We start from the raw sequence: 16,175 nt of genomic DNA, 5'->3' as shown, positions 1-16,175 counted from the left end.
CGCGTCGGTCAAAAGCGCTTTCAATTTTGAGGACAATCGGAAGCGTCAACGGAGGAGTTTGACAATGAATATTTCCATGAAGACTTTGTTCCTGTGCGGAGCGGCGTTTTCCGCCGCCGTTTCGGCCGAGGCGGCCGAGCTTTCCATCGCCGCCAATTCGACCGGCAAGAACGTAGCGTTCTTCCGCGAACGGATCGCCGCCTTCGAGAAAGAGACCGGTCACAAGGTCAATCTCGTCACCATGCCGTCATCGTCCAGCGAACAGTTCAGCCAGTACCGGCTGTGGCTTGCCGCCGGCAACAAGGATGTCGACGTCTACCAGACGGACGTGATCTGGGCGCCGCAGCTGGCCGACCAGTTCGTGGATCTGACCGCAGCGACAAAGGATGTCATCGGCGATCATTTCCCTTCCATCGTCGCCTCGCAGACGGTTGACGGCAAGCTCGTCGCCATGCCGATGTTCACCGACGCGCCGGCGCTTTTCTATCGCAAGGACCTTCTGGAAAAATACGGCAAGCAGCCGCCGAAGACCTGGAAGGAACTGAGCGAGACCGCCAAGGAAATCCAGGACAAGGAGCGCGAGGCTGGCCAGAAGGACCTCTGGGGCTTCGTTTTCCAGGGCAGCGCCTATGAGGGCCTGACCTGCAACGCGCTGGAATGGATCGCTTCCGCCGGCGGCGGCCATATTGTCGAGACCAACGGCGATATCTCCGTCAACAATGAGAAGGCCGCAGCCGCCATCGAGACCGCCAAGGGCTGGGTCGGCACCATCGCGCCGCAGGGCGTGCTCGCTTATAAGGAAGAGGAAGCGCGCGGCGTCTGGCAAACCGGCAATTCCGTCTTCATGCGCAACTGGCCCTATGCATATGCGCTGGGTAATGGCGACGACAGCGCCATCAAGGGCAAGTTCGGCGTCACCCCGCTGCCAGCTGGCGCGGAAGGCGAGGCCCCTGCTTCGACACTCGGCGGCTGGAACCTCGCCGTTTCGAAATATTCCGACGATCAGGAAGCGGCTATTCAGCTCGTGAAATTCCTGGCGTCGAAAGACACCCAGAAGATGCGCGCGATCCAGCTCTCCAACATGCCGACGATCGCATCCCTTTACGACGACAAGGATGTCGGTGCCGCGCAGCCCTTCATGCCGACGTGGAAGCCGATCTTCCAGACCGCCGTTCCCCGTCCTTCCGCCTCGGCGAAGGTGAAATATAACGAGGTTTCCGCCAAATTCTGGGGCGCCGTGCACAACACGCTCTCCGGCAACGGCACGGCAGCGGAAAATCTCGAACTTCTCGAGGTTGAACTGACCGATCTCAAAGGCAACGGCTGGTAATCCGGCCCGCGCGGGAGGCGGTCTCGCCTGATCGTTTCCCGCGCCCCAACCGCGAGATATCCCCATGAACGACATTGCCCTTCAAAGACCGGTCGCGGCATCCGGCACCGGCTCCGACCTGCAGTCGGAACGACTGAAATCCGCCTGGCTGTTTCTTGCCCCCACATTTCTGGTGCTGGCGCTGGTGGCGGGCTGGCCGCTGGTGCGCACCGTCTGGTTCAGCCTCACCGACGCCTCGCTCACCAATCTCGACGGGGCGCAGTTCGTCGGCCTCAAGAACTACCTCACATGGATCACGCTCAGCAGCGGCCGCACCATCTATCGCGGCCTGCTTGCCGATCCCGCATGGTGGGGCGCGGTTCTCAACACGCTCAAATTCACCATCCTTTCTGTCAGTTTCGAAACCGTGCTCGGCCTCATCGTCGCGCTGGTGCTGAATGCCGAATTCAAGGGACGTGGCCTCGTGCGTGCCGCGATCCTCGTACCCTGGGCCATTCCCACAATCGTTTCGGCACAGATGTGGGCATGGATGCTGAACGACCAGTTCGGCATATTGAACGACCTGTTCCTCAATCTCGGGCTGATCTCCAGCAAGATCGCCTGGACGGCCAATCCCGAGACCGCGATGATCGCCGTGCTGATCGTCGATATCTGGAAGACCACGCCCTTCATGGCGCTGCTCATTCTCGCCGGCCTGCAAATGGTGCCGAAGGACATGTATGAGGCGGCAAAGGTAGATGGCATCCACCCCGTCAAGGTATTCTTCCGCGTCACTTTGCCGATGATCCGCCCGGCCCTCATGGTCGCCGTCATCTTTCGCATGCTGGATGCGATGCGCGTCTTCGATCTCATCTATATCCTGACGCCCAACAACGCCCAGACCCGCACCATGTCGGTGCTGGCGCGCGAGAACCTGTTCGATTTCGACAAGTTCTCCTACGGTGCTGCTGCCTCCACCATGCTGTTCCTCATCATCGCCTCGATCACCGTCATCTACATGTGGCTCGGGCGCGTCAACACCGATGGAGCAGCGCGATGACCCTGCCAAGCATCCTGAAAACCACCGCTTTTTATGCGCTGGTCGCCATCATCATGGTGATTTCGGTATTCCCTTTCTATTACGCGATCCTGACGAGCCTGAAATCCGGCTCGGCGCTGTTCCAGGTCAATTATTGGCCGCGTGATTTCTCGCTGACCAATTACAGCTTCGTCATCGGCAACGGCACTTTCCTGCGCAATCTCGGCAATTCGCTGTTCGTGGCATCTTCCGTCGTCATACTCTCGCTGTTCCTTGCGGTAACGGCGTCTTATGCTCTGGCCCGCGTCCGCTTCCGTGGCCGTTCGCTGCTGCTCCTTACCATCCTGTCGGTTTCGATGTTCCCGCAGATCGCCGTTCTCGCCGGCCTGTTCGAACTGATCCGCTGGGCTGGAATCTTCAATACGCCCTTGGCGCTGATCTTTTCCTACATGATCTTCACCCTGCCCTTCACGGTCTGGGTGCTGACGACCTTCATGCGCGACCTGCCTATCGAGATCGAGGAAGCGGCTATCGTCGATGGTGCAACACCGTGGGTCATCATCACCCAGGTGTTCATGCCGCTGATGTGGCCGGCGCTCGTCACGACAGGGCTTCTCGCCTTCATCGCCGCGTGGAACGAGTTCCTCTTCGCACTTACCTTCACCTCATCGAACGAGCAGCGCACGGTGCCTGTCGCCATCGCGCTTCTGTCGGGCGGCTCGCAGTTCGAAATCCCCTGGGGAACGATCATGGCCGCATCCGTCATCGTCACAGCACCTCTCGTCGTCCTCGTTCTGATCTTCCAGCGACGCATTATCTCCGGCCTCACCGCCGGCGGCGTCAAAGGCTAGGAGAAATCTCATGACCACCATTCAACTGCGCGATCTTCGCAAATCCTTCGGCGCTTTCGATGTCATCAAGGGCATCGACATGGATATCCGCTCCGGCGAATTCATGGTCTTCGTCGGCCCCTCCGGCTGTGGCAAGTCCACGCTTTTGCGCCTCATCTGCGGGCTGGAGGAAATTACCAGTGGCACGCTTTCCTTCGACAGCGAGACGGTGAACCGCCTGCCGCCCGCCAAGCGCGGCGTCGCCATGGTCTTCCAGTCCTATGCGCTTTATCCGCATATGACCGTGTTCGAAAACATGGCGTTTGGCATGAAACTGTCAGGCGCGGACAAGGAACAGCGCAGGAAGCGCGTCGAAGCGGCGGCCGAGATGCTGCAGCTCACACCCTATCTGGAACGTCTGCCGAAGCAGCTTTCCGGCGGCCAGCGCCAGCGTGTCGCCATCGGCCGCGCCATCGTGCGCGATCCGAAGGTCTTCCTGTTCGACGAGCCGCTCTCCAACCTCGATGCGGCGCTGCGCGTCGCCACGCGTCTCGAAATCGCCAAGCTGCATCGCTCGATGCATGACACGACGATGATCTACGTCACGCACGACCAGGTGGAGGCGATGACACTCGCCGACCGTATCTGTGTGCTGCGTGACGGCCGGGTCGAGCAGATCGGCACGCCGCTGGAGCTTTACGAAAGCCCGGTCAACACCTTCGTCGCCGGCTTCATCGGCTCACCGAAGATGAACTTCCTCACCGGCAAATATGCGGAGGCCGAAGGGGCGAAAACCATCGGCATCCGCCCCGAACACATCGCCATCGCCACCGATGGCAGCGGCTGGAGCGGCGAGATCGTGCATTCGGAAATGCTGGGATCGGACAGCTATATCTATGTCGAGATCGGCGCGGATGAACCCGTCGTCGTTCGTGAAGAGGGCGTGACCGGCCGCACGGCCGGTGAACGCATCGCCATCGCGCCGGATGCGACGCAGATACATCGTTTCGACGCCGAGGGCCGGGCGCTTGCCCGCAACCCTGCCCGGGGTGCCGCCTGAACATTCAACTTTCGCCGGGCTCACCCAAGGTCCCGGCTTTCACCGAGGAGCATGACAATGACCATCAACACCGTTGTATGGGGCGAAAATATCCACGAACACATCAATGAGACGGTGCGTTCGATCTATCCGAACGGCATGCACAACACCATTGCCGACGCGCTGAACCAGAATCCCGAGATCAACGCCACCACCGCCACGCTGCAGGAGCCGGAACACGGGCTTTCGCAGGAGCGCCTCGACAAGACCGACGTTCTCGTCTGGTGGGGCCACAAGGACCATGGTGCGGTTCAGGATGAAATCGTCGAGCGTGTCGCCAAACGCGTCTGGGAAGGCATGGGCCTTATCGTCCTGCATTCCGGCCACTTCTCCAAGCCGTTCAAGCGCCTGATGGGCACGCCCTGCGCGCTGAAATGGCGTGAGGCGGGCGAACGCGAGCGCCTGTGGACCATCAATCCGCGCCACCCGATCGCCGCCGGCCTGCCGGAACATTTCGAGCTGGAAAACGAGGAAATGTATGGCGAACAGTTCTCCGTGCCGGAGCCGCTGGAAACCGTCTTCATCTCCTGGTTCCAGGGCGGCGAAGTCTTCCGGTCCGGTCTCACCTGGCGTCGCGGCGCGGGCAATATCTTCTATTTCCGCCCCGGCCACGAGACCTATCCGACCTATCACGACGCCAATGTGCAGAAGGTCATCAGCAACTCTGTGAAATGGGCCTATAATCCCGTTGGCGCACTGAAAAGCATTCACGACGCCCCCAATGTTCCCGTCGACAAGGCTCTGGAGCCCATCGAAGAACGCGGCCCCAAGCTGCACAAGGCAGGCGAAGCAGGTTACAGGTAAACAGCCATGAGACTTCTCATTCTCGGAACCGGCGGCATGGCCAACAACCATGCCACATATTTCTCTGAAATCCCCGGCGTCGAACTCGTCGCAGCGGTGGATGTGGACGATGTGGTGGTGCGCGGCTTTGCGCTGCGCCACAACATTCCGCTCTCCTTCACCTCGCTGGATGATGCGATTGCCTGGGGTGAATTCGACGCGGCGGCCAATGTCACGCCGGACGCGATCCACCATCCCACCAGCCTGAAGCTTCTGGCGGCCGGCAAACATGTCTTCTGCGAAAAGCCACTGGCGGAAAACTACGCCAAGGCCGCCGAAATGGCCGATGCCGCCGAAAAGGCCGGCCTCGTCGCCATGGTCAACCTCACCTATCGCAACGTCGCCCCCTTGCAGGCGGCGCGCGAGATGGTGCTGGCAGGCAAGATCGGCAAGGTGCGGCATCTCGAAGCCTCCTATCTCCAGAGCTGGCTCGTTTCCAAAGCCTGGGGCGACTGGATGACGGAGAGCAAGTGGCTGTGGCGGCTTTCCACCAAGCATGGCTCGAACGGCGTGCTGGGCGATGTCGGCATCCACATTCTCGACTTCGCATCTTACGGCGCGGGCAGCGATGTGGAGCGCATCTTCACGCGGCTGAAGACCTTCGACAAATATGAAGGCAATAAAATCGGCGTCTACGACCTCGACGCCAATGACAGCTTCACCATGACCGCCGAGCTTGAAAACGGCGCCATGGGCGTCATCCATGCCAGCCGCTGGGCGACGGGTCACCTCAACGAACTTCGCCTGCGCATCCATGGCGACAAGGGCGCATTGGAAGTGATCCACACGCCGGATTATTCCAGCCTGCGCGCCTGCATCGGCGAGGATGTGGAAAAGGCAATCTGGAAGACCATCGATGTCGACCCGGTGCCGACGAATTACGAAAAATTCGCCAAGGCCGTCATGGAAGGCGGCCCCGCCGATCCGGATTTCCGTCATGCGGCCAATCTGCAGAAGGTGCTCGATCTGTCGATCATTGCGGATCGGGAACGGCGCGAGCTGGCCGTTTCGGCCTGATTTGCACAAGAGCGGCGGCGCAAGCCGCTGCTTGGATTACTGCGAAGGACGCTCCTCGCTCTCCGTCACCCCGGACTTGATCCGGGGTCCAGCGCGATCAAGTCTTTGATCAAAAAAGACTTTTTCACGGCGCAGACGCGCCGTGGCTGGATGCCGGATCAAGTCCGGCATGACGGAGGGAACTTATAACTCCCTCAAACCCCGCGCTTATTCCCCCACAACAGCACATGCAGCTGCGGCAGCAGCCGGGCGGAAAACCAGCGATCTTCGCTCACCTTCTCCACCAGCCACAACATCCGGTCCATCACCCCATCGATATCCACACGTGCATCGTCATCATCGGGCGGCGGCGGAGTGTGGTTGCCAGGCTGGAGATAGACGGGCAGATGCGGGAAACGCGCGGATGCCGCCTTGGCATAGGCATAATCCGCATCGTCGAACACTATGATCTTCAGCGCCACCTGCGGTCCGTCGCCGGCGGCGGCAAGACAGTCTTCGAAGGCCTGCCAGTCCGTTTCCATACCGCTCGATGGCGGTTTGGGGCTCAGCACCAGATGGTCGAGAGCAGCAAACCAGTCTTTCGCGATGCTGCCCTGCGTTTCCAGCGCGAAACGATACCCCTCGCCCTGCCCCTTCGCGATCAAGGCTCCGAGCGGCTGGATGGCCGGATTGCCGCCGGAAAGCGAGACCGTCAGCGGCACCCCGCCGGAAAGCCGCCGCACCTCCTGCCAGATCGCCTCGACCGGCATCGGTTTCCACGTGTCGCGGTACTCGCTGTCAACGGCATGCAGCGTATCGCACCAGGAGCAGCGGTAATCGCAGCCGCCGGTACGCACGAAGACTGTCGGCAGACCGATCAACACGCCTTCGCCCTGAATGGTCGGTCCGAAGATTTCGCTGATGCGGATCGTGGTTTCCTTCGCTGCAATCTTGTGTGCAGCCGCCGTCATGGCCGGTATTCCGCCCAGGTCTTGGCGGTTTCGCTGACGCGCACGGCGCTGGTTTCCGGCAGGCGATCCTTGCACCAGTCATAAAAATGCTTCGCCAGGCATTCCGCCGTCACCCGGTCATGGCCGAGAACGTCATTCAGGTGGCGATGGTCGAAATGATCGTCGATATAGCGTTTCAGCGGGGCAAGCTCGTGATAGTCGCGCACGAAACCGTGCTCGTTCAGCTCTTCGCCTGATAGTTCGACCTCAACGATATAATTATGCCCGTGCAGGCGATTGCACTGGTGATCCGACGGCAGGCTTTTCAACTGGTGCGAGGCGGAGAAGTGAAATTCCTTGGTGATGCGGAACATCAGCGCACCTCCTGCGCCGCATAGGCATGGGTAGCCGCCACCCAGAAATCCGGGTCTTCGTAGTCAGTCGGATCGGTAACGCCGGCCAGATGAAAGGCCTCTCGCCGTTCCACGCAGGTGCCGCAGCGGCCGCAGTGGCGCAAGCCGCCCTTATAACAGGACCATGTTTCGCCAAACGGGGTGCTGTATTTCGCACCATCGGTCACAATCGCAGCCTTGGAAACGGTGACATAGGGGGCGAAAAGCTTGACGTCGGCATAACCTTCCAGCGCATGCGCCTGCATGGCATTGAAGCTGTCGATAAAGCCCGGCCGGCAATCGGGGTAGATGAAGTGATCGCCGCCATGCACGGCAATCGCCACGGCATCCGCCTGCTGCGCGGCGGCCAGCCCGAAAGCGATGGTGAGCATGATGGCGTTGCGGTTCGGCACCACGGTGGAGCGCATGGTCTCCTCCGCATAGTGCCCGTCCGGCACCTCCACGTCGTCGGTCAGCGCAGAACCAGTGAGATGGGCGCCGATGGTTCTGATATCGATGACATGATGCGGCACGCCGAGACGCCTTGCGCAATCGGCCGCGTATTCCAGCTCCTTCCTGTGGCGCTGGCCATAATCGAAGGAGACGAGAGCGAGAAGTTCGTGTTCCGCCGCGATTTTATGCGCAAGCGAAACGGAGTCCAATCCGCCGGAGCAGATGACGATGGTTTTCATAATTTGGGATCCCTTGTTTTGACCGGGTGGGCTGCGACCGGATTACGGGGAGCGGCTTTAAACCAAACCGACGGGCTTGTGAAGGGCTTTGCGGAAATCGCGCAAAGCCACGCCATCACGAAAACGCCCCTCGGCAGCAACAAGATGAAACAATCGGGACATATGCGGGAAACCGGCACGATCTAGAACGATGCGAAATCTGCTGTTCTTGAAGGGTCTTGCCAATGGTGGCGGCTGATACATTTCTGTTTTCGCTGAGCAACCTCAGCTCTCTCGGCACCGGCCTGCTGATGGCGATGGCGGGCATGCTTTATGTCATGCTCACCATTCGCGGGCTGATCACCGCCATACGTCATGGATAAGGCTCTCGACACAAAACGCCACCGGTTCAGGCGTAATTTCACCACGGCGCTCGTTGTCGCCTCGGCGGCGCTCGTCGCGGCTGTTGGCATAGCCCCTTTCGTGTTCCTGATCTGGATGGTCAGGACCGTTGCGCGCTGGCTGGGCCTTTTTATCGGCCTATGAAAATCTGATGAACACGCGACGCTCGCCACCAAATGGCTGAGCGGAAAAGGCCCGGCGAACTGGCAGTGCGCCGGGCCTTTTTTCGTTGGCTTTGGGCTCAGCGCAGCAGCGCCTGCGCCTCCTCGATACCGAGTGCTGCCGGCTGGGTGCAGGTCGTCGTCATTTCGATGAAACGGCCCTCCTCCCCGGATTTGAGGACCGAGGTCATCACATCGATGCCGTGCAATGAGCGGTCGAGTGAGCAGCGGGCATCACGCCCCTCCAAAATCGCAATCGCCATATCGGCAAGGCCCGCCGTGCGGTAATTGGCGCGTGGGCCGTTGGGGCTTTCCTGATTGGCGATGCCGAAAGGATGCGCCCAGTCTTCCAGTGGCTGGATATTCTTGTCCCGTCCGCTCGCTTCCACCACACCGCCGAAGAAATTCGGGTCCGGCACGTAGATCGAGCCTTCCGTGCCATAGAGCTCCATATTGGCGTGGCGATGCGACCAGACATCCCAGCTTGCCGAAAGCGTGATCGTCGCGCCGTTCACGAATTCCAGCAGAGCATGGATATTGGTCGGCGTTTCGACCGGGATGATTTCGCCGTTCAGCGGCTGGCTGGTCACCGTACGGGTTGGGTTTGCCATGCTGGTCAGCGCACCGACGCGCTTCACCGGTCCGATGAGGTTGATGAGATTGGCGACGTAATAGGGACCGAGATCGAGGATCGGCCCGCCGCCCTTCAGGAAGAAGAAGCCCGGATTGGGGTGCCACATCTCCATGCCGGGGCTCATCACATGGCAGGTGCCGGAAGTGATGCGCCCGACCTTGCCGTCATCGATATATTGCCGGGCAAGCTGATGCGCGCCGCCGAGGAAGGTATCCGGCGCGCAGCCGACGGAGAGGTTCTTCTCGCGGGCGATGCGCCGCAGCTCCTCGCCTTCCTCCAGCGAAAGCACCAGCGGCTTTTCCGAATAGACGTGCTTGCCTGCCTCGAGGGCGGCTTTCGACACCGGAAAATGCGCGGCGGGAATGGTGAGGTTCACCACCACGTCGATATCCTTGTTGGCGAGCAGCTCCTCGATGGACTGCGCGACAACACCGAATTCTTCCGCCCTCAGCTCCGCCGCATTGCGGTTGAGGTCGGCGCAGGCCAGCACCTTGATGCCCTTGAAGAGCGGTGCCAGCGAAAAGTAAGCAGACGAGATATTGCCGCATCCGATGATGCCGACGCCAAGATCCCTGGCCATGATTCAAACTCCGAAAATTGAAACTTAGTAGGTTTTGAAAGATGCGATCGAGCGGGTGATCAGTCGGTCGATATCCTTGGGATTGTCGTGCTCGACCACGAAATGTTTCGTGGCCGATTTCGCCTTCAGCGCCGCGACGAGGCCCTTCCAGTCCACGGTCCCATGGCCGACATCGGCCCAGCCATCCTCGTCCGCATTCTCGCCTGCTGGTGCGATATCCTTCACATGTACCGCAGTAATGCGCTTGCCGTAGCTTTCGATCCAGGCCAGCGGATCGGCATTGCCGCGAATGATCCAGGCGATATCCGCCTCCCATTTCAAATCCGGGCCGCCGGCAAAAATCTGCTCCTGTGGGGTGGAACCGTCGCCAAGCGTCTTGAACTCGAAATCGTGGTTATGCCAGCCGAAGACCAGCCCGGCATCGACGAAAGGCTTGCCCGCCTCCTGCAGGCGCTTGCCGAAAGCGAACCAGCCTGCGGCATCTGTCGGGCGCTGGTCAGGCATCAGATAAGGGCAATAGATCGCCTCCACGCCCAGAACCTTGGCAATATTGAGCGCCTTTTTCGGATCGCCTTCCAGAAGGTCGAGGCCGAAATGACCGGTCGGCATGGCAAGGCCATTGGCGTCGAGTTCGGCGCGCAGGCCTTTCAAACCGGCATCATCCAGCGAAGCGTACATCGCGCCATAACCTTCGACATGTTTATAACCCGCCGCCGAAAGCTTCTTCAGAATATTGGAAAAAGGCTGGAAATTACGGGCGCTGTAAAGCTGGAAACCGAGTTCTGTCATTGTCTCCTCCATAGATATCTGGGTCTTGGGATTGTGTGGGGGTAAATCGAAGCTGTTCTAGAGCCGGTCCTCGCTTTGCGCGTCGAACAGTGAGGCCATCGTCATGTCGAGGCCGAGGCGCACCTTGGTGCCCGGCGAAAACCGCCTGTGGCCACCGACACGCACGGACATGGTATGCCCGGCATGTTTCAGCCAGATCAGATTGTCGGCGCCCATCGGCTCCTCGATATCGACAATCGCCTCATGCACTTCGCCACCGACAATATCGGCATCGACACGCACATGTTCGGGGCGAACGCCCAGAACGACGGCACGGCCGGCGGCGAGCGGCGTTTCCGCATGATAACCGTCCAGCGCGAAAGTCACGCCATTGGTGGTAAAGACCACCTTGCCGTCCTTTTCGATCAACTCGCCGCGCAGGAAATTCATAGATGGCGAGCCGATGAAACCGGCGACGAAGAGGTTTCGCGGCTTGTTGTAGATGGTGACGGGATCGGCGAGCTGCTGGATGACGCCGCTTTTCATGATGGCGATGCGGTCCGCCAGCGTCAGCGCCTCGATCTGATCATGCGTCACATAGATCATGGTGTTCTTCAGCGACTGGTGCAGCCGCTTGATTTCGACGCGCAGTTCCGAGCGCAGCTTGGCGTCGAGGTTGGAGAGCGGCTCGTCGAACAGGAACACATCCACATCCCGCACCAGCGCCCGGCCGATCGCCACGCGCTGACGCTGGCCGCCGGACAGTTCGGCAGGCTTGCGTTTCAGCAGCGGCTCGATCTGCAAGATGCCCGCCGCCCGTTTCACGCGCCGGTCGATTTCCTCTTTCGGCACCTTTGCGACCTGAAGGCCGAAGGACAGGTTTTTCTCCACCGTCATCTGCGGATAAAGCGCATAGGACTGGAACACCATGCCAATGCCGCGATCCTTCGGCTCCTCCCAGGTGACGTTGCGGTCCTTGATGAAGATTTGCCCATCGGTCGGCTCCAGAAGGCCGGCAATGCAATTGAGAAGGGTCGACTTTCCGCAGCCGGAAGAGCCGAGCAGCACGAGGAATTCGCCGTCGTAAATATCGAGATTGAGGTCTTTCAGCACGGTGACGGCACCGAAGGACAGGGAAAGATCGCGAATGGAAACGCTTTTGTTCATATAGCTCAACCTTTTACTGCGCCTGCGGCAATGCCGCGGACGAAAAGCCTGCCGGAGACGAAATAAACGATCAGCGGCACGGCACCCGTCAGAAGGGTTGCGGCCATGTTGACGTTGTATTCCTTCACGCCCTGCACGGAGTTGACGATGTTATTGAGCTGCACCGTCATCGGGTAATATTCCGGCCGCGTGAACACCACGCCGAACAGGAAGTCGTTCCAGATGCCGGTCACCTGCAGGATCATCGCCACGACGAAGATCGGCAGCGACATGGGCAGCATGATGCGGAAATAGATCTGCCAGAAATTGGCGCCATCGATGCGCGCCGCCTTGAACAGTTCTTCCGGCAGCGAGGCGAAGTAGTTGCGGAACAGCAGCGTCAGGATCGGCATGCCGAAAATGGTGTGCACGATGACGAGGCCGGTCAGCGTGCCATAAACGCCCATTTCGCGCAGCACGATGACGATCGGATAGATCATCACCTGATAGGGAATGAAGGCGCCGATAATGAGGATGGAGAAGAACAGTTCCGATCCCTTGAACTTCCAGTTCGCCATGGCGTAGCCGCTGACGGAGGCGACGACGATCGAGATCACCACCGAAGGCACGAGGATGCGCACCGAATTCCAGAAGCCGCGCGAGAGCCCGTCGCAGTTCAGGCCCGTGCAGGCATTGGCCCAGGCCTTCACCCAGGGTTCGAAAGTGACTTCCACCGGCGGCGCAAAGATGTTGCCGAGCCGGATTTCCGGCATGCCTTTCAGAGAGGTGACGACCATCACGTAAAGCGGCAGCAGGTAATAGGCGGCAGCCACGAACAGCGTGCCGTAAAGAACGATGTTGCGGCGGGAAAAGGTTTTCCTCGGCTTCCTGCCGCGCGGGCCGGAAAGGTCTTTGGTAACCGCATCGGTGGCGGCCACGACCGTGTTCAATGTGCTGATATTAGCCACGCTTCTTGCCTCCGAATTCGAGGTAGGCCCATGGGATGATGATGATCGCGACTGTCAGGAGCATCATTGTCGAGGCGGCGAAGCCCTGCCCCAGGTTCTGCGCCTGGAACATGTAGTCATAGACATATTTCGCCGGCACTTCGGACGCGATACCCGGCCCGCCGCTCGTCTGCGCCACCACCAGATCGTAGACCTTGACGATGCCGCTGGCGATGATGACGAGGGTGGTGATGAAGACAGGCCGCATCATGGGAATGATGATGAGAATATAGGTCTTCCACATGGGAATGCCGTCAACACGCGTCGCCTTCCAGATGTCCTCGTCAATGCCACGAAGACCGGCCAGCATCAGGCACATGACGAGTCCCGTGCCCTGCCAGAGCGCCGCAATGAGGATGCCGTAGATGACGATCTGCGAATTATAAAGCGGATCGAAGGTGAAGCTTTCCCAGCCCATCGAGCGGACCACGGACTGGATGCCGAATTCCGGGTTCAGCAGCCATTGCCAGACGAGGCCGGTGACGATGAAGGACAGGGCGAAAGGATAGAGGAAAATGGTGCGGAAGGTGTTTTCGAAACGAATTTTCTGATCCATCAGCGCCGCCAGCACGAAACCGATGACGAGGCTGAAAATCAGCGACAACACGCCGTAGATCGCCAGATTCTGGATGGACACGATCCATCGTGGTGCTGCCCACAAACGCTCATATTGATCGAAACCGATGAAACTCGCGCGCGGTAGAAGCTTTGAATTGGTGAAGGAATAAACCACCGTCCAGATCGTTCCGCCGAGGAAGATCACCATGGCGGTCAAGATCATGGGAATGGAGGCAATCTTGGAATTGAGATTGCGGAAAAGCTGGTTGGGGCGCCCCGAGCGCGCTTGACCTGCCATGTTACCTCCTCCTGTAACGTTACAGTCAACAGTCAGGCAAAAGCCTCACCGCATGAAACCCCTGCCCGTGCTGGTCATTGTTGCACAGGCAGGACGCTGGAAAGGAAAGCGGCGAACCGCTTTCCCACCCGGAGAGATCACACTCAGTCCGCCGAACCGATAATGTCCGAGAAGCGCTTCTGCCCGTCTTCCGCCGACATCGAGCCCGCGAAGAATTCCGCCATCAGGTCTTCCTTCTGTTTCTGCGTATCGGCGGAAATCAGCTGGTCGGTGCTGGTCAGCGCATTGCCCTTGGCCAGAATTGCCAGACCCTTTTTCATGCAGTCATTGGCTGCATTGAGATCAACGTCACCGCGGATCGGCAGCGAGCCTTTCTTCAGGTTAAAGGCCACCTGCGTTTTGGGATCGACGATGGTTGCGGCGAGAACATCCTGCGCCTTGGTTTTCGCCTCGTCCTTCAAAACAGGGAAGTAAAAGGCGTCGCCACCCGTGGTGAGATACTCACTGAGACCCAGACCGGGAAGGCAGGAATAATCCGTGCCGGCTTTCTGGTTGGCCAGCTGGAATTCACCCTGCGCCCAGTCACCCATGATCTGGCCGCCGGCCTTGCCGGTGATGACCATGTTGGTGGCCTGGTTCCAGTCCTGAACATTGGTGCCCTTGGCCATATCGCGCGCCTCGACGGCAGCCGCGAAAATCTTCGCCATCTCAGGCCCGGCCGCCGCTTCGGCATCCTTGTCGCCATAGACTTTCTGATAAAGGTCCTTGCCGCCGATCGAAAGCGTCAGCGTGTCGAACAGGCCGTTGGCCTGCCACGCCTGCCCACCGAGAGCGAGCGGCTGGATGCCGGCCTTCTTCAGCGCCGGTGCGGCTGCGACGAATTCCGTCCAGTTCTTCGGAACTTCAACGCCCGCCTTCTTGAAGGCTTCATTGGAAAGCCACAGCCATTGCCAGGAATGGATATTGACCGGTGCACAATAGATCTTGCCGTCGATGGTGCAGCTGTCGAGCAGGCTTGCCGGCTTGATGACGTCCTTCCAGTTGCCCTTTGCGGCGACATCGGAAAGATCGCGCATCAGGCCTGCCTGGACAAGCTCTTCCGCCTGACGGCCGTGGTTGAACTGGGTCGCACCCATCGGGTCGCCGCCGGTGATACGGCTGATCATGATCGGACGGGCCGTGCCGCCCGAACCGGCAATCGCGCCGTCCACCCATTTATTGCCGGTTGCGTCGAAAGCCTTGGCCAGTTCGGCGACGGCGGCGGCTTCGCCGCCCGATGTCCACCAATGGGTCACCTCAAGATCGGTGGCCCCGGCGATACCCGCCGGAATCATGACGCTGGCCAAAAAGGCCGCAGAAATAACACGCATTCGCATGAGTCTCCTCCCTCACTGAAACGTTGCAGTTGGAACGTATGCGAAGATTTTTGATTAGGCAACCGCCTAAAATACGAATCTCACAGCGCCCGCAGGAGGCATTTCGCACGATTGGAAAATGCGCCGGATAAGCGTTCGACACAGGGGATTGCGCTGCGTAATCCACACGCAATGCCAGTCGCTTACAAAACTTCGCAGCGAGGAAAACAGGTGAAGAGACCATGAAACGCTGGCATATTCTTTTGATCATCGGACTAACCGGCGTCGCATCGCTTTTATTGGCGGCATTTGAGCAGCTTGTACCGGGACAGCAACTTTCATTCGGAATGCGCCTGCTGATCCTCATCCAGCCGGCAATACTGACCGTTGCGGCGGTTGCGACCGGTCAGGCTCTGGCCGCAAAACTCGGGCTTGGCGCCCCCTTGGTCGATAGCTGGCTGACAGGCGGCAACCCGCGCGCGGTGCTGCGAACACAGGTGCCGCCCGCGCTGGCGGTAGGCATTGCCGTCGGCCTGCTGATGATCGCCTATTCATCGGCGATCCTGCCATCGGTCGCGGATGCGGCCACCGTGGCAAAAATGACCGCTTTCAATATCCCGCTGGTGACCCGGATCCTCTATGGCGGGATTACGGAAGAGTTATTGACCCGATGGGGCCTGATGTCGTTTTTCGCCTGGGCACTCTGGCGCATGAGAGGAAGAGGACAGATTCGACCGGTGATTTTGTGGGCCGCCATTCTTATGGCGGCGGCACTCTTCGCTGCCGGTCATCTGCCGTTTCTGTTTGCAATTGTCGCTCAGCCGCAGGCGGCGCTGATCCTTGCAGTCCTGCTCACCAATTTCATTCCCGGCCTGCTGTTCGGATGGCTGTTCTGGCGTCGGGGGCTGGAGGCCGCGATGCTTTCCCATGCCCTTGCCCATTGCGTGAACGCGCTGATCTCCTGAGCCGAAAAGGCGAGCCGGACAACTATCCGTCTCACCTTCTCTGAACCTTCAGCGCTTGCGGCAATTCTATTGCCTTTTATAATCGTCCTCGATGCGAATGACATCATCCTCGCCGATATAGGCTCCGGTCTGGATTTCGACCAGTTCGAGCGGGATCTGCCCCTCATTGGCA

The 16,175-nt window shown here is 59.6% G+C and carries 19 protein-coding genes; 9 read left to right on the top strand and 10 right to left on the bottom strand.

Annotated elements, in window-relative coordinates; all coding sequences use genetic code 11:
• Nucleotides 1–64: 64 nt before the first annotated feature.
• The 6 genes from ACQZ5G_RS24870 to ACQZ5G_RS24845 all read left to right on the top strand — a co-directional run bounded on the left by ACQZ5G_RS24870 (nt 65) and on the right by ACQZ5G_RS24845 (nt 6,137).
• Nucleotides 65–1,330 carry an ABC transporter substrate-binding protein gene (locus ACQZ5G_RS24870; protein ID WP_448738466.1) on the top strand — a complete coding sequence of 422 codons (1,266 nt, stop codon included), beginning with the start codon at nt 65–67 and terminating at the stop codon, nt 1,328–1,330.
• A 64-nt stretch (nt 1,331–1,394) separates the two neighbouring features.
• Nucleotides 1,395–2,369 carry a carbohydrate ABC transporter permease gene (locus ACQZ5G_RS24865; protein WP_059758565.1) on the top strand — a complete coding sequence of 325 codons (975 nt, stop codon included), beginning with the start codon at nt 1,395–1,397 and terminating at the stop codon, nt 2,367–2,369.
• Nucleotides 2,366–3,199: a carbohydrate ABC transporter permease gene (locus ACQZ5G_RS24860; RefSeq protein WP_046801356.1), complete on the top strand. Its 834-nt coding sequence runs from the start codon at nt 2,366–2,368 to the stop codon at nt 3,197–3,199. Before ACQZ5G_RS24865 ends, ACQZ5G_RS24860 begins: the two co-directional genes overlap by 4 nt.
• A gap of 10 nt (nt 3,200–3,209) precedes the next feature.
• Nucleotides 3,210–4,238 carry an ABC transporter ATP-binding protein gene (locus tag ACQZ5G_RS24855; protein ID WP_448738465.1) on the top strand — a complete coding sequence of 343 codons (1,029 nt, stop codon included), beginning with the start codon at nt 3,210–3,212 and terminating at the stop codon, nt 4,236–4,238.
• A 57-nt stretch (nt 4,239–4,295) separates the two neighbouring features.
• Entirely contained in the window at nt 4,296–5,081 is a 786-nt protein-coding gene (locus ACQZ5G_RS24850; RefSeq protein WP_046801358.1) for a ThuA domain-containing protein, read from the top strand.
• Nucleotides 5,082–5,087: 6 nt separating this feature from the next.
• Nucleotides 5,088–6,137 carry a Gfo/Idh/MocA family protein gene (locus ACQZ5G_RS24845; protein WP_142780458.1) on the top strand — a complete coding sequence of 350 codons (1,050 nt, stop codon included), beginning with the start codon at nt 5,088–5,090 and terminating at the stop codon, nt 6,135–6,137.
• A gap of 194 nt (nt 6,138–6,331) precedes the next feature.
• Here the strand turns inward: ACQZ5G_RS24845 and queE are convergent, their stop codons facing one another.
• The 3 genes from queE to queC are packed head-to-tail and all read right to left on the bottom strand — an operon-like array spanning nt 6,332 to nt 8,150.
• The gene (gene queE, locus ACQZ5G_RS24840; protein WP_448738464.1) at nt 6,332–7,087 is read right to left on the bottom strand and encodes a 7-carboxy-7-deazaguanine synthase QueE; all 756 of its coding nucleotides are present in this window, start codon (nt 7,085–7,087) and stop codon (nt 6,332–6,334) included.
• Complete coding sequence (gene queD / locus ACQZ5G_RS24835; RefSeq protein ID WP_269832188.1) at nt 7,084–7,440, bottom strand: 6-carboxytetrahydropterin synthase QueD; 357 nt, start codon at nt 7,438–7,440, stop codon at nt 7,084–7,086. Before queD ends, queE begins: the two co-directional genes overlap by 4 nt.
• Nucleotides 7,440–8,150, bottom strand: coding sequence for a 7-cyano-7-deazaguanine synthase QueC (gene queC / locus ACQZ5G_RS24830; protein WP_448738463.1), 711 nt, complete (start codon nt 8,148–8,150; stop codon nt 7,440–7,442). Before queC ends, queD begins: the two co-directional genes overlap by 1 nt.
• 224 nt (nt 8,151–8,374) lie before the next feature.
• Between queC and ACQZ5G_RS24825 the strand changes: the two genes are divergently transcribed.
• Entirely contained in the window at nt 8,375–8,512 is a 138-nt protein-coding gene (locus ACQZ5G_RS24825; RefSeq protein ID WP_003523778.1) for a hypothetical protein, read from the top strand.
• Complete coding sequence (locus ACQZ5G_RS24820) at nt 8,505–8,675, top strand: hypothetical protein (RefSeq protein ID WP_003523777.1); 171 nt, start codon at nt 8,505–8,507, stop codon at nt 8,673–8,675. The genes ACQZ5G_RS24825 and ACQZ5G_RS24820 overlap by 8 nt, the downstream gene beginning before the upstream one ends.
• A 97-nt stretch (nt 8,676–8,772) precedes the next feature.
• On the opposite strand, the gene ACQZ5G_RS24815 is transcribed toward ACQZ5G_RS24820, so the two are convergent.
• The 6 genes from ACQZ5G_RS24815 to ACQZ5G_RS24790 form a co-directional block, all read right to left on the bottom strand.
• Complete coding sequence (locus tag ACQZ5G_RS24815) at nt 8,773–9,906, bottom strand: Gfo/Idh/MocA family protein (protein ID WP_003525105.1); 1,134 nt, start codon at nt 9,904–9,906, stop codon at nt 8,773–8,775.
• A 24-nt stretch (nt 9,907–9,930) separates the two neighbouring features.
• Entirely contained in the window at nt 9,931–10,695 is a 765-nt protein-coding gene (locus tag ACQZ5G_RS24810) for a sugar phosphate isomerase/epimerase family protein (RefSeq protein WP_065656302.1), read from the bottom strand.
• 57 nt (nt 10,696–10,752) lie between these two features.
• Nucleotides 10,753–11,841: an ABC transporter ATP-binding protein gene (locus tag ACQZ5G_RS24805; protein WP_059758596.1), complete on the bottom strand. Its 1,089-nt coding sequence runs from the start codon at nt 11,839–11,841 to the stop codon at nt 10,753–10,755.
• Nucleotides 11,842–11,846: 5 nt separating this feature from the next.
• The gene (locus tag ACQZ5G_RS24800; protein WP_448738462.1) at nt 11,847–12,788 is read right to left on the bottom strand and encodes a carbohydrate ABC transporter permease; all 942 of its coding nucleotides are present in this window, start codon (nt 12,786–12,788) and stop codon (nt 11,847–11,849) included.
• Entirely contained in the window at nt 12,781–13,683 is a 903-nt protein-coding gene (locus ACQZ5G_RS24795) for a carbohydrate ABC transporter permease (RefSeq protein ID WP_059758547.1), read from the bottom strand. Before ACQZ5G_RS24795 ends, ACQZ5G_RS24800 begins: the two co-directional genes overlap by 8 nt.
• A 143-nt stretch (nt 13,684–13,826) precedes the next feature.
• Nucleotides 13,827–15,059, bottom strand: coding sequence for an ABC transporter substrate-binding protein (locus ACQZ5G_RS24790; RefSeq protein WP_448738461.1), 1,233 nt, complete (start codon nt 15,057–15,059; stop codon nt 13,827–13,829).
• Nucleotides 15,060–15,280: 221 nt separating this feature from the next.
• Between ACQZ5G_RS24790 and ACQZ5G_RS24785 the strand changes: the two genes are divergently transcribed.
• Entirely contained in the window at nt 15,281–16,003 is a 723-nt protein-coding gene (locus tag ACQZ5G_RS24785) for a CPBP family intramembrane glutamic endopeptidase (protein ID WP_448738460.1), read from the top strand.
• A gap of 66 nt (nt 16,004–16,069) precedes the next feature.
• On the opposite strand, the gene ACQZ5G_RS24780 is transcribed toward ACQZ5G_RS24785, so the two are convergent.
• On the bottom strand, nt 16,070–16,175 hold a 106-nt coding region (locus ACQZ5G_RS24780), incomplete at its 5' end, for a hypothetical protein (protein WP_448738599.1).

This window comes from Agrobacterium sp. 22-214-1, assembly GCF_053522465.1.
Note: the sequence above shows the minus strand (reverse complement) of the source record. Positions and strands in the feature narration are given on the sequence as shown.

What these genes read in the sequence shown, in the direction of transcription:
- ACQZ5G_RS24870 (WP_448738466.1), top strand. Translation starts at nt 65, where the DNA reads ATGAATATTTCCATGAAGACTTTGTTCCTGTGCGGAGCGGCGTTTTCC.
- ACQZ5G_RS24865 (WP_059758565.1), top strand. Translation starts at nt 1,395, where the DNA reads ATGAACGACATTGCCCTTCAAAGACCGGTCGCGGCATCCGGCACCGGC.
- ACQZ5G_RS24860 (WP_046801356.1), top strand. Translation starts at nt 2,366, where the DNA reads ATGACCCTGCCAAGCATCCTGAAAACCACCGCTTTTTATGCGCTGGTC.
- ACQZ5G_RS24855 (WP_448738465.1), top strand. Translation starts at nt 3,210, where the DNA reads ATGACCACCATTCAACTGCGCGATCTTCGCAAATCCTTCGGCGCTTTC.
- ACQZ5G_RS24850 (WP_046801358.1), top strand. Translation starts at nt 4,296, where the DNA reads ATGACCATCAACACCGTTGTATGGGGCGAAAATATCCACGAACACATC.
- ACQZ5G_RS24845 (WP_142780458.1), top strand. Translation starts at nt 5,088, where the DNA reads ATGAGACTTCTCATTCTCGGAACCGGCGGCATGGCCAACAACCATGCC.
- queE (WP_448738464.1), bottom strand. Translation starts at nt 7,087, where the DNA reads ATGACGGCGGCTGCACACAAGATTGCAGCGAAGGAAACCACGATCCGC.
- queD (WP_269832188.1), bottom strand. Translation starts at nt 7,440, where the DNA reads ATGTTCCGCATCACCAAGGAATTTCACTTCTCCGCCTCGCACCAGTTG.
- queC (WP_448738463.1), bottom strand. Translation starts at nt 8,150, where the DNA reads ATGAAAACCATCGTCATCTGCTCCGGCGGATTGGACTCCGTTTCGCTT.
- ACQZ5G_RS24825 (WP_003523778.1), top strand. Translation starts at nt 8,375, where the DNA reads ATGGTGGCGGCTGATACATTTCTGTTTTCGCTGAGCAACCTCAGCTCT.
- ACQZ5G_RS24820 (WP_003523777.1), top strand. Translation starts at nt 8,505, where the DNA reads ATGGATAAGGCTCTCGACACAAAACGCCACCGGTTCAGGCGTAATTTC.
- ACQZ5G_RS24815 (WP_003525105.1), bottom strand. Translation starts at nt 9,906, where the DNA reads ATGGCCAGGGATCTTGGCGTCGGCATCATCGGATGCGGCAATATCTCG.
- ACQZ5G_RS24810 (WP_065656302.1), bottom strand. Translation starts at nt 10,695, where the DNA reads ATGACAGAACTCGGTTTCCAGCTTTACAGCGCCCGTAATTTCCAGCCT.
- ACQZ5G_RS24805 (WP_059758596.1), bottom strand. Translation starts at nt 11,841, where the DNA reads ATGAACAAAAGCGTTTCCATTCGCGATCTTTCCCTGTCCTTCGGTGCC.
- ACQZ5G_RS24795 (WP_059758547.1), bottom strand. Translation starts at nt 13,683, where the DNA reads ATGGCAGGTCAAGCGCGCTCGGGGCGCCCCAACCAGCTTTTCCGCAAT.
- ACQZ5G_RS24790 (WP_448738461.1), bottom strand. Translation starts at nt 15,059, where the DNA reads ATGCGAATGCGTGTTATTTCTGCGGCCTTTTTGGCCAGCGTCATGATT.
- ACQZ5G_RS24785 (WP_448738460.1), top strand. Translation starts at nt 15,281, where the DNA reads ATGAAACGCTGGCATATTCTTTTGATCATCGGACTAACCGGCGTCGCA.